This is a genomic window from Streptomyces bohaiensis, from assembly GCF_012033785.1.
Classification (GTDB): Bacteria; Actinomycetota; Actinomycetes; order Streptomycetales; family Streptomycetaceae; genus Streptomyces; species Streptomyces bohaiensis.
The window spans coordinates 1-12,206 of record NZ_JAAVJC010000144.1; the positions used below are offsets into that span (position 1 = coordinate 1).

The window sequence follows — 12,206 nt, forward strand, 5'->3', positions numbered from 1 at the left end:
GGGCGCGCTGCCGCGGGCCCGCCCAGCAGCGTCCGGGCGGCCGCGAGGGCCCGTCCCTCGGCCCCGTCGCCCCGTAGCCGGACCAGCGCGGCCAGCGTCACCGCGTCGCTCTCCGACACGGTGCACGCGGCGACGACTCCGGGCACCACGCCGGCCGGGGTGCTGCCCCGTCCTGTCCAGGGAGCCACCGCCACCACGGCCAGCACCTCCCCGACGTCCACGCGGACCGTCGGCGCCAGAGCCGCGGCGGCAGCCGCAGCCCCGGACGGCCCCGCCGCCAGCAGCTCGGACAGCAGTTCCCCGCCCCGTGCCACCGCGCCGGCCCGTGCCGCGAGCAGCGCCCCGGCCCGCTCGGCGGCGCCCCATGCGATCGTGAGCCGGGGGTCGTCAAGCGACAGCGCCCCGTCGTCCAGCAGCCAGATGTAGCCGTACACCACGCCCCCGCTCCGCGCGGGCAGGCAGATGCGCCCCGTGCGGACGCCGGCGTCGGGGGCGGCCGGGATCCGGACCGGGCGGTCGGCCCGCGTGATGCCGAACCGTTCGAACCACGCGCGCACCGCCGGAGTGGAACCGCGCCGGAGAATCGAGCTGGTCCGCACCGGGTCCATCACGCGATCGTCGTCGCTGTCGTGGGCTCCGAAGGCGATCAGCCCGAAGTCGCGGCCCTCCAGGGTGGCAGGAGCGTCGAGCAACGCGGAGACCTCGTCCACCAGCTCCTGGAAGTCCGCCCGCATCACTCGCCGCCGTTCTGCGCGCCCGCGCTGTGCCGCCGCCCCCGTCGGCCGAGGGCCGCACCGGAGTGCCGATCTCCCGGGCCGGGGAAGTCCCGGACCCGTGCCCATTGTGCGACAGCCCGGCCCTTCATACATCTGTATGAGATCGCGGCCACGGCGGCGTGACACATGTCGATGGGACGGAGCGCGCGGGATCCTTAGGTTGCGGGTGAGTGATCCGTCGGACCGTTCCAGTGGAGGTGCCCCGTGCTGGGTCCCGTGCTTCTGGCCGCCGCGCGCAGCGACGGCCTGCGCCGAGTGGTGGCATCAGCCCCCGTCACCCGCCCCGTCGTCGACCGCTTCGTCGCGGGCGAGACGCTGGACGGCGCGATGACCGCGGTGAGGTCCCTCGCCGACCGTCGCCTGGAAGTCACTCTCGACCACCTGGGGGAGGACATCAGCGACGCCTCCGAGGCCCGACGCGCTCGTGACGCCTACCTCGCACTGGCCGAGGCGCTGGCCGCCGAGGGGCTCGGCGCCCGGGCGGAGATGTCGGTGAAGCTCTCCGCTTTCGGGCAGGCACTTCCCGGCGGGCACGACATCGCCTACAACAACGTACTGCCGGTGGTGGAGGCCGCCACCGCCGCCGGAACCACCGTTACCCTCGACATGGAGGACCACACCACGGTCGACTCCACGCTCGCTGTCCTTGCCGATCTGCGGGCCCGCCACCCGCAGACGGGTGCGGTGCTCCAGTCGTACCTGTACCGCACGGAGGACGACTGCGCGGCCCTGGCCGTGGCGGGGTCGCGGGTACGGCTGGTCAAGGGCGCCTACCGGGAACCGGCGGAGGTGGCGTACCAGGACAAGCACCAGGTGGACAAGGCGTACGTCCGCTGCCTGAAGACCCTGATGGCCGGCGACGGCTATCCCATGATCGGTTCCCACGACCCCCGGCTCGTGGCCATCACCGAGGCGCTGGCCGCGCGGTTCGGACGCAAGCCCGGGGAGTACGAGTTCCAGATGCTCTACGGCATCAGGGAAGCGGAGCAGCACCGGCTTGCGGACGCCGGGCACCGGATGCGGGTGTACGTCCCGTACGGCACCGACTGGTACGGCTACTTCATGCGGCGCCTGGCGGAGCGGCCCGCGAACCTCGCGTTCTTCGCCCGGTCGCTCGTCAGCCGCGGCTGAAACCCGCCACGGACCGGGACCGGGCAGCCCGCGGGCGCCCCGCACGGGGCGCGCCTGCGGCGACCGGCCCCGGGACCGCCGGGGCCACGCCGCCCCACCACAACCACCACACGCGACCCCACGAAGCGACCCACGCGAAGGAGCCCATGGCCATGGATGCTGTGACCCAGGTCCCCGTGCCGGTGAACGAGCCGGTGCACACCTACGCACCCGGCAGCCCCGAGCGCGCTCGACTCGAGCAGCAGCTCAAGGAGCTCTCCGGCAACCCGATCGACCTGCCGCTGACCATCGGCGGCGTCAAGCGCATGGGTGGCGGCGACCGCTTCGATGTGGTCCAGCCCCACAACCACGCCGCTGTGCTCGGCACCTACGCCAACGCGACGGCCGATGACGCGCAGGACGCGGTCGACGCGGCTCTCGCAGCCGCGCCCGCGTGGCGTGCGATGTCGTTCGACGACCGCGCGGCTGTCATCCTGCGCGCCGCCGAGCTGCTGGCCGGCCCGTGGCGGGAGAAGCTGGCGGCGTCGACGATGCTCGGGCAGTCGAAGACGGCGCAGCAGGCCGAGATCGACACTCCCTGCGAGCTCATCGACTTCTGGCGTTTCAACGTCCACTACGCCCGCGAGATTCTCGCCGAGCAGCCGGTGGCCAACGCGCCCGGCGTGTGGAACCGTCTCGACCACCGCCCGCTCGAGGGCTTCGTGTACGCCGTGACGCCCTTCAACTTCACCGCCATCGCCGGGAACCTGCCGACCGCGCCCGCCCTCATGGGCAACGTCGTCATCTGGAAGCCGTCACCCACCCAGACGCACGCCGCCGTGCTGCTGATGGAGCTGCTGGAGGAGGCCGGCATGCCGCCCGGCGTCATCAACCTCCTCACCGGTGACGGCAAGCAGGTCTCCGAGGTGGTCCTTCACCACCGCGACCTCGCCGGTATCCACTTCACGGGATCGACGCCGACCTTCCGCTACCTGTGGCGCACCGTGGGCGAGAACATCGAGAAGTACCGCGGCTACCCGCGGATCGTCGGCGAGACCGGCGGCAAGGACTTCCTCGTCGCCCACCCCTCCGCCGACCCGGCCGTGCTCCGGACCGCCGTGACCCGCGGCGCGTTCGAGTTCCAGGGCCAGAAGTGCTCGGCTCTCTCGAGGGCCTACATCCCCGCCTCGATCTGGGAGAGCGGATTCCGCGACGAGCTCGTCGCGGAGGTCGAGGGGCTGCAGATGGGCCCCGTCACCGACCTGTCCAACTTCCTCTCCGCCGTCATCGACGACCGTGCCTTCGCCAAGAACAAGGCCGCGATCGACCGGGCGGCCGCCGACCCGACCTGCGAGATCATCGCCGGCGGCGGCTACGACGACTCCGTCGGCTACTTCGTGCGGCCCACCGTCATCACCTGCAGCGACCCCGAGAACGAGATCTTCCGGGACGAGTACTTCGGCCCCATCGTCGCGGTCCACGTGTACGAGGACGACGCGTGGGACGAGATGCTGCACCAGATGGAGTCCGTCGCCGACTACGGTCTGACCGGCGCCGTCATCGCCCGTGACCGGGCCGCGGCCGCACACGCCGCCGAGGTGCTGCGCTACGCCGCCGGCAACTTCTACATCAACGACAAGCCGACCGGGGCCGTCGTCGGCCAGCAGCCGTTCGGTGGCGGCCGGGCCTCCGGCACCAACGACAAGGCCGGCGCCAAGCAGAACCTGATGCGCTGGACGCTGACGCGCGCGATCAAGGAGACCCTGGTCCCGCCGACCGACTACCGCTACCCGCACATGGGCTGACCGGTCCTGCGCCGCCCCGCAGCGCGGGGTACGCGACCTCTGCGCCCGGCCCCGCCCCGTCATCCGACGGGCGGGGCCGGGCGCCGCCATGCGTCGGCCTTCCGCCCCACGCCGTCGGATTCCCACCGCCGCCGGGCGGTCGCCGGCGGCGGGGCGTGCTTACCATCGGCCCGAGGCGCACGTGCGCGTACCGCACCGAAAGGCGGCACCCGAACCATGCCGATCCGCGCAGTCCTGTGGGACATCGACGACACCCTCTTCGACTACTCCGGCGCGGAGCGCGCCGGAGTGCTGAGACACCTGGCGGCCGAAGGGGCCGCGCTGACCGGGCCCGGCGCAGCCGACGCGGTGAAGCGCTGGAACGACGTGATGGCCCTCCACTACGGGCGCTTCGTGCGCGGTGAACTCACCTTCGGGGAGCAGCGGCGGGAACGTGTACGCGGCTTCCTGGGGGAGCCGCTCACGGATGAGGACGCAGACGCCTGGTTCGCGCGGTACCGCGAGCACTACGAGGGGGAGTGGCGGGTCTTCGCCGATGTCCTGCCCGCCCTGGAAGCGGTGGCGGCGGCCGGGCTGCGCCAGGGTCTCCTGTCCAACTCGGCCGCCGCCCCGCAGGACCGGAAGCTGCGGCGCCTGGGTATCCGCGACCGCTTCGAGGTGCTCGTCTGCTCGGACGACCTCGGCTGCGCCAAGCCGGACCCCGCCGCGTTCCACGCGGCGTGCATGACGATGAACCTGGAGCCGGAGGAGGTCGCCTACGTCGGCGACCGTTGGGACACCGACGCAGTGGCGGCGGCCGAGGCCGGTCTCACCGGGGTCTGGGTGGACCGCTCCGGCGCGTCGCCCACCGTGCCCATCGGCCCGGTGGCCCGCATCACCGGCCTCGATGAGCTGCTTCCCCTCGTGGTAGGTGGGGGTGCGGCGCCGGGGGCACCAGGCGGCGCGCGTGCGGCGGCGCTGCCGACCTGACGGTCCGCCGTCGTCGGCGGCGTTCGCTCGGGCGCGCCGGCGCGAGCGCCGCCGCAGCGCGCGCTGCTGACCCGGCCCCGGCGATCGCCACCCCGCCTCGACCAGCGGCGGAGCAAGATCGCGTCTCAGATACTAGGACGTCCGCCTAGTTGTGGAGACACGGCGGCCGCCGTGCTCTAGCTTTGTAGGAGCCGAACGTCTCGCATCAACCAGCGAACGGCGAAGGCGGCCTGCGCACCAGGCCGGGCGACCCCCGGCGCGTCGAGGCCCCCGCCCACGCGGCTCCCGATATCTGCACCCCGTTCCCGCACGCCGGGTCCGATGTGAGGAGCACACTCATGCCTGCGAACGCACCCACCCGAGTCCGCCACCGCCACGCCGCCCGGGCCGACGACGCCGAGCGCCGCAGTGCCGCCGCCGCTCTGCAGCGCGCGATGGACCGACGGGACAACGGCGGCTCCACCGGGCACTGACCCGACCGCCGCCGCCCCGCACGGCCGGCTGCTGTGCCGCCCCGAGCGGCGGTGACCAGCCGCGGAACGTCCGCATCGCGGACGTTCCGTGTCACACCCTGGAACGAGGTAGTAGGTTCCCCGCATGGCTCGCAGTATCGATCTCGCAGTGATCCCCGGTGACGGCATCGGCCCCGAGGTGGTGGCCGAGGGACTGAAGGTCCTCAGCGCCGCCCTGCCCTCGGACGTCAAGCTCGCGACCACCGAGTACGACCTCGGCGCGCGTCGCTGGCACGCCACCGGGGAGACACTCCCGGACGCGGAGCTGGCACAGCTCCGCGGGCACGACGCGATCCTGCTGGGCGCCGTGGGTGATCCCGGGGTTCCCTCGGGGGTCCTGGAGCGGGGCCTGCTGCTCAAGCTGCGCTTCGCCTTCGACCACTACGTGAACCTGCGCCCCAGCCGGTTGTTCCCGAACACCGCGACCCCCCTGGCCGGGCGCCCCGACATCGACTTCGTCGTGGTGCGCGAGGGGACGGAAGGCCCGTACGTCGGCAACGGCGGGTCGATGCGGACCGGTACGCCGGCCGAGGTCGCGACCGAGGTCAGCCTCAACACCGCCTACGGTGTGGAGCGGGTCGTGCGCGACGCCTTCGAGCGTGCGGCGGCCCGGCCCGCGAAGAAGCTCACGCTCGTGCACAAGAACAACGTCCTCGTCCACGCCGGCCACCTGTGGTCGCGCACCGTCGAGCGGGTCGGCGCCGAGTACCCGGGCGTCACCACCGACTACCTGCACGTGGACGCGGCCACCATCTTCCTGGTCACCCAGCCCGAGCGCTTCGACGTGATCGTCACGGACAACCTCTTCGGTGACATCCTCACCGACCTCGCCGCCGCTGTGACCGGCGGAATCGGGCTCGCCGCCTCCGGGAACATCAACCCCACCGGCGCGTTCCCGTCGATGTTCGAGCCCGTGCACGGCTCGGCGCCCGACATCGCGGGCACCGGCAAGGCAGACCCCACCGCCACGGTGCTGTCCGCGGCGCTGCTGCTGCGCCACCTCGGCCACGAGGCCGCAGCCGAGAAGATCGAGGACGCCGTCACCGCGGACCTCGCCGAGCGGGACGGAACCCCGCGCTCCACCGCTGCGATCGGCGACGCCCTCGCGTCGCGAGTAGCCGTCTGACGGCGGGCTCCACCGGGCCGACACGCCGTACCCGCACCGCACCGACCGGACTCCGGCGGTGCGGTGCCCCCTTGTCACCCCCGCGCCGCCGCGCGCCCGGCACCCTCGCCAGCCGCCCGGCGGCCGGCGGACCCCCCTCCGGGCCGCACGCCGCCGCCGAGCTCCCCCTCTGCTGGGACGTCCTAGTACTGTGCACGGACGCGGTGCGCGGCGCCCGAGAAGGAGGCGCGGTCCGCCCACACACCCAGCGAAGGACCCGCAGATGACGACGCCCCTGGCTTTCGACCTGAAGCCGTCCGCACAGCCACTGTCGGACGAGGACCGTGCGGCGGTGCTGGCCGCACCCGGCTTCGGGCGCCATTTCACCGACCACATGGTGACCATCCGCTGGAGTGAGGGCCGGGGCTGGCACGACGCCCTGCTCCAGCCCTACGCACCGCTGCAGATGGACCCCGCCAACATGACGCTGCACTACGCGCAGTCGATCTTCGAGGGGCTGAAGGCCTACCGCCAGCCCGACGGCGGAGTCGCGACCTTCCGGCCGGAGGAGAACGCCCGTCGCTTCCAGCGGTCCGCCCGGCGGCTGGCGATGCCCGAACTCCCCGAGGAGACGTTCGTCGAGGCGATCGACCTGCTGATCCGGCAGGACGAGGCCTGGGTGCCCAACGAGCCCGAGCAGTCGCTGTACATCCGCCCGTTCATGTTCGCCACCGAGGTCGGCCTCGGTGTCCGCCCCGCCAACGAGTACCTCTTCATGGTGATCGCCTCCCCGGCCGGCGCCTACTTCCCCGGTGGTGTCGAGCCCGTCTCGGTCTGGCTGTCGGAGGAGTACGTCCGGGCGGCGCCGGGCGGCACCGGCGAGGCGAAGTGCGCGGGCAACTACGCCTCCTCCCTCGTGGCGCAGGCCGAAGCGGCGCAGCACGGCTGCGACCAGGTGGTCTGGCTGGACGCCGTCGAGCGCCGCTGGATCGAGGAGATGGGCGGCATGAACCTCTACTTCGTGGAGGGCACCGGCAAGGACGCGCGGATCCTCACCCCGGAGCTGACCGGGACCCTGTTGCCGGGTATCACCCGGCTCTCGCTCCTGCAGATCGCGGAGGACCTCGGGTACGCCACGGGCGAGTTCCGCCTCACCAAGGACGACTGGCGCCGGGGCAACGCCGACGGCTCCCTCTCCGAGGTCTTCGCCTGCGGTACCGCTGCGGTGATCACCCCGGTCGGCTCGGTCAAGTCCACCAGCGCCTCCTGGACGGTGGGCGACGGCGGACCGGGCCCGGTCACCACCCTGCTGCGGGAGAAGCTCCTCGCCGTCCAGTCCGGCAGTGAGCCCGACCCCCACGGCTGGCTGCACCACGTTCTCTGACGCCTGTCCAGGACGCCCCTCCGGCCGGCAGGGGCGAGACGGCAGCGCATGGTGCCCGGACACCTCGGGCACCATGCGCTCCGGGGCGCTCCGGGCGGCGCGAGCAACCCGCCGCGCGCCCTGCCCGGCCCCGGGGGCGGCGCCCCCGGGGCGCGTCGGGCGGGGAGAGCTGGGGAGCCCGGTCCGGATGATGAGACGCGGGGAGCGGGGCGAGGATCGGTGTGGAAGACTCGCGACGTGCTCTCGCTCTCCATGATTATGGGTGACAGCGCGCCGGTCCCCAGCGGCCACTGACCGTCCCACCACCGGACGGCAGCGGCCACCAGTGCCACGGACCCGCGCGCAGACCTCTCGCACCCGCGAGGGGTCTTTTCGTTTTCCGGACCATCCCCACCGGAAGACGCCCCGCGCGAGTCGACGGCAGCAGGAGCGACACGCCTCCGCGACGTGTCCACCGACAGGAGTTTCACCGCCATGACCACGGACGCCCCGGCCACCGCCCCGCCGAGCGACGGCTTCCACGTCTTCGACACCACCCTCCGAGACGGCGCCCAGCGCGAGGGCATCAGCCTCACCGTCGCCGACAAGCTCGCTATCGCCCGGCTGCTCGACGAGTTCGGCGTCGGCTACATCGAGGGCGGCTGGCCGGGGGCGAACCCCCGGGACACCGAGTTCTTCCAGCGCGCACAACGGGAGATCACCTTCCGGCACGCCACACTTGTCGCCTTCGGCGCGACCCGGAAGGCCGGCACCGCCGCCGCGGACGACCCCCAGGTGAAGGCCCTCGTCGACTCGGGCGCCCCGGTGGTCACCATCGTCGCCAAGTCCCACGACCGCCACGTCGAGCTGGCCCTGCGCACCACGCTCGAGGAGAACCTCGCGATGGTCCGGGACACCGTCGCGTACCTGCGCTCGCGCGGCCGCCGTGTCTTCGTCGACTGCGAGCACTTCTTCGACGGCTACGCCGCCAACCCGGAGTACGCCCGCAGCGTGGTCGCCGCCGCCCACGGGGCCGGAGCCGAAGTCGTGGTCCTCTGCGACACCAACGGCGGCATGCTGCCCGCCCAGGTCCAGGCTGTGGTCCGCACCGTGCTCACCGACACCGGCGCGCGCCTCGGTGTCCATGCGCAGGACGACACCGGCTGCGCCGTGGCGAACACCCTCGCGGCGGTCGACGGCGGCGCCACGCACGTGCAGTGCACCGCCAACGGTTACGGCGAGCGGGTCGGCAACGCCAATCTGTTCCCCGTGGTCGCCGCGCTGGAGCTCAAGTACGGCCGTCGCGTGCTGCCCGAGGGGTGCCTCCCCGAAATGACACGGATCTCCCACGCCGTCGCCGCGGTCGTCAATCTCCCGCCCGCCACGCACCAGCCGTACGTCGGCGTCTCGGCCTTCGCCCACAAGGCCGGGCTGCACGCCTCGGCCATCAAGGTCGACCCCGACCTGTACCAGCACATCGACCCCGAGCGGGTCGGCAACACCATGCGGATGCTGGTCTCCGACATGGCCGGCCGTGCCTCCGTGGAGCTCAAGGGCAAGGAGCTCGGCTACGACCTCGCCGGCGACCGGGACCTGGTCGGCCGCATCGTGGACCGCACGAAGGAGCGGGAGCTCCAGGGGTACAGCTACGAAGCCGCCGACGCCTCGTTCGAGCTGCTGCTGCGCGACGAGGTGCTGGGGCGTGTCCGACGGTTCTTCCGGCTGGAGAGCTGGCGGACGATCACCGATCAGCGCGCCGACGGGGGTCTCGAGAACGAGGCCACCGTCAAGCTCTGGGCCAAGGGGACACGCGTCGTCGCCGGCGGGGAGGGCAACGGCCCCGTGCACGCCCTCGACCGGGCGCTGCGCAACGGTCTGGACCAGACCTTTCCGGAACTCGCCCGCATGCAGCTCGTCGACTACAAGGTCCGGATCCTCGCCGGCACCCAGGGGACGGAGTCCACGACCCGCGTTCTGGTCACAACCAGTGACGGCTCCGCGGAGTGGTCCACGGTGGGCGTCGCGGACAACGTCATCGCCGCCTCCTGGCAGGCGTTGGACGATGCCTACACCTTCGGGCTGCTGAGGGCGGGGCTGGAGCCCACCGACTGACCACGCCGTCTGCCCCGTGCGGACGACGGCCGCACGGGGCAGGCATCCGTCCCCGCCCCGTGCGGCCCGGCTGCCCCGCACGGGGCAGGAGCCCCGTCGGCCCCCCGGCCGCCCCGTACGCAACGCGCTCCGTGGTGCGCGCCGAGCGTGCGCGTCCCCGCCGATCTGTCCGGCAGGACCATGAAAACGGGACGGAGACTGTACGGATCCCACGACGTGTTCCGGGGCCCCGGTTTCGTAGGGTCTTTACATGACCGATCAGCTCCAGACCTCCCTGCCGTCACCCGACGCCCGTGGTCGCGTGGCAGAACTGCGTGCGATCCGTGACGAGGTGGTCCGGGGGCCGAGTGAGAAGGCGACCGAGGCGCAGCACGCCAAGGGCAAGCTGACGGCGCGCGAGCGTATCGACCTGCTCCTCGACGAGGGGTCGTTCCAGGAGATGGAGCCGCTGCGGCGGCACCGTGCCACCGGCTTCGGGCTGGAGAACAAGAAGCCCTACACCGACGGCGTCATCACCGGATGGGGCACCGTCCACGGCCGCACCGTCTTCGTCTACGCCCACGACTTCCGCATCTTCGGCGGCGCGCTCGGTGAGGCGCACGCCCAGAAGATCCACAAGATCATGGACAAGGCGATCGCGGCCGGGGCCCCGCTCGTGTCGCTGAACGACGGTGCCGGTGCGCGGATCCAGGAGGGCGTGAGCGCGCTCGCCGGCTACGGCGGCATCTTCCAGCGCAACACCCGCGCCTCCGGTGTCATCCCTCAGATCAGCGTGATGCTCGGCCCGTGCGCGGGTGGCGCGGCGTACTCGCCGGCGCTGACCGACTTCGTCTTCATGGTCCGCGACACCTCGCAGATGTTCATCACGGGGCCCGACGTCGTGCAGGCCGTGACCGGTGCGGAGGTCACGCAGAACGGGCTCGGCGGTGCCGACGTGCACGCCGGGACCTCCGGGGTGGCGCACTTCGCGTACGACGACGAGGAGAGCTGCCTGGAGGAGGTCCGCTACCTCCTGTCGCTGCTGCCGCAGAACAACCGCGAGAACCCCCCGACCATCGAGAGCGACGACCCGGCGGACCGGTCCGGCGAGACGCTGCTCGACCTGGTGCCGGCCGACGGCAACCGCCCGTACGACATGCGGCAGGTCATCGAGGAACTGGTGGACGACGGGGAGTTCCTCGAGATCCACGAGCGCTGGGCGACCAACATCATCTGCACGCTGGCCCGGATGGACGGCCGCGTCGTCGGCATCGTCGCCAACCAGCCGCAGTCCCTGGCCGGGGTGCTCGACATCGAGGCGTCGGAGAAGGCCGCACGCTTCGTGCAGATGTGTGACGCCTTCAACATCCCGATCCTCACGCTGCTCGACGTCCCGGGCTTCCTCCCGGGCGTGGACCAGGAGCACGGCGGCATCATCCGCCACGGCGCCAAGCTGCTCTACGCCTACTGCAACGCGACCGTGCCGCGGATCTCCGTCGTCCTGCGCAAGGCCTACGGCGGTGCCTACATCGTCATGGACTCGCAGTCGATCGGCGCGGACCTCACCTACGCCTGGCCGACCAACGAGATCGCCGTCATGGGGGCCGAAGGCGCGGCCAACGTCATCTTCCGTCGCCAGATCGCGGCTGCGGAGGACCCCGAGGCCATGCGCGCCCGCATGGTCAAGGAGTACAAGGCCGAGCTGATGCATCCTTACTACGCGGCCGAGCGCGGTCTCGTCGACGATGTCATCGACCCGGCCAGGACCAGGGAGATCCTGATCCGCTCGCTCGAGATGCTGCGGACGAAGCACGCCGATCTGCCGTCACGCAAGCACGGCAACCCGCCGCAGTGACGCAGGCGCCCGCTCGTTGACCGAGAGCCGGGCCGCGTCCGACCGATCAGCGCATCGACACAGACCTGAGGGGAGACCGTCATGACCACCGACACCAACCTGGTGCGGGTCGAGCGGGGAAGCGCCAGCGACGAGGAACTCGCCGCCGTCACCGCCCTGCTGCTCGCCCGCGCCGGCCGCGCCCGCGAGACCGCACCCCGCCCGGTGCCCGTCCACCGCACCTCGGTGGGCTGGCGCCGACTGGAGCGCACCACCGGCTTCCGCAGCGCCCACAGCTGGCAGCACTGAGCCCAGAGCCCTGACCGGCGACCGGTCCGCCCCGGTCGCTCCCGGCGCCTTCACGCCCTGAGCGGCGCAGGTGCACGGGGGAGACCCCGCCACGCACACGGCACACCGCACGGGGCGGTGTCGAGCAGCAACCCGTCCAGCGCCGCACGTCTTCCCGACCGTGCGGCGCTGTGCTGTTCGGGCTCCGGCCCCGGGCCGTTCGCGGCCCACCGAGCGGCAGCTCGGCGCGCGCACGGTACCCGCCGCAGCGTCGGGCGCCCGCCACCGGACGGAAGGCGCCGTTCCCCGCCGCGCCCCGGGTCGCACCACGCTCGTGCACCTCGCGGACACCT

General features: G+C 72.4%; 9 protein-coding genes and 1 pseudogene. 9 read left to right on the plus strand and 1 reads right to left on the minus strand.

Annotated elements, in window-relative coordinates:
- A pseudogene (locus tag HCN52_RS24785) lies at nucleotides 1-734 on the minus strand (PucR family transcriptional regulator); the annotation flags it as partial.
- A gap of 246 nt (nucleotides 735-980) precedes the next feature.
- Here HCN52_RS24785 and HCN52_RS15800 point away from each other — a divergent pair.
- The 9 genes from HCN52_RS15800 (at nucleotide 981) to HCN52_RS15835 (ending at nucleotide 11,874) form a co-directional block, all read left to right on the plus strand.
- Complete coding sequence (locus HCN52_RS15800; RefSeq protein ID WP_168089090.1) at nucleotides 981-1,907, plus strand: proline dehydrogenase family protein; 927 nt, start codon at nucleotides 981-983, stop codon at nucleotides 1,905-1,907.
- Nucleotides 1,908-2,059: 152 nt separating this feature from the next.
- Nucleotides 2,060-3,691, plus strand: a complete 1,632-nt coding sequence (gene pruA, locus HCN52_RS15805) for an L-glutamate gamma-semialdehyde dehydrogenase (protein WP_168089091.1) — start codon at nucleotides 2,060-2,062, stop codon at nucleotides 3,689-3,691.
- Between the two features lie 216 nt (nucleotides 3,692-3,907).
- Complete coding sequence (locus tag HCN52_RS15810; protein ID WP_168089092.1) at nucleotides 3,908-4,660, plus strand: HAD family hydrolase; 753 nt, start codon at nucleotides 3,908-3,910, stop codon at nucleotides 4,658-4,660.
- A 338-nt stretch (nucleotides 4,661-4,998) separates the two neighbouring features.
- Complete coding sequence (locus tag HCN52_RS25955) at nucleotides 4,999-5,133, plus strand: hypothetical protein (protein WP_280923925.1); 135 nt, start codon at nucleotides 4,999-5,001, stop codon at nucleotides 5,131-5,133.
- 124 nt (nucleotides 5,134-5,257) lie between these two features.
- A complete protein-coding gene (locus tag HCN52_RS15815) occupies nucleotides 5,258-6,298 on the plus strand; it encodes a 3-isopropylmalate dehydrogenase (protein ID WP_168089093.1) in 1,041 nt (346 codons plus the stop codon).
- 262 nt (nucleotides 6,299-6,560) lie between these two features.
- A complete protein-coding gene (locus tag HCN52_RS15820) occupies nucleotides 6,561-7,661 on the plus strand; it encodes a branched-chain amino acid aminotransferase (RefSeq protein ID WP_168089094.1) in 1,101 nt (366 codons plus the stop codon).
- 474 nt (nucleotides 7,662-8,135) lie between these two features.
- Nucleotides 8,136-9,752 (plus strand): citramalate synthase, encoded by a 1,617-nt coding sequence (gene cimA, locus HCN52_RS15825; protein WP_168089095.1) that lies wholly within the window; start codon nucleotides 8,136-8,138, stop codon nucleotides 9,750-9,752.
- A gap of 250 nt (nucleotides 9,753-10,002) precedes the next feature.
- The gene (locus tag HCN52_RS15830; protein WP_168089096.1) at nucleotides 10,003-11,586 is read left to right on the plus strand and encodes an acyl-CoA carboxylase subunit beta; all 1,584 of its coding nucleotides are present in this window, start codon (nucleotides 10,003-10,005) and stop codon (nucleotides 11,584-11,586) included.
- Between the two features lie 81 nt (nucleotides 11,587-11,667).
- Nucleotides 11,668-11,874, plus strand: a complete 207-nt coding sequence (locus HCN52_RS15835; protein WP_168089097.1) for an acyl-CoA carboxylase epsilon subunit — start codon at nucleotides 11,668-11,670, stop codon at nucleotides 11,872-11,874.
- Nucleotides 11,875-12,206: the final 332 nt, after the last annotated feature.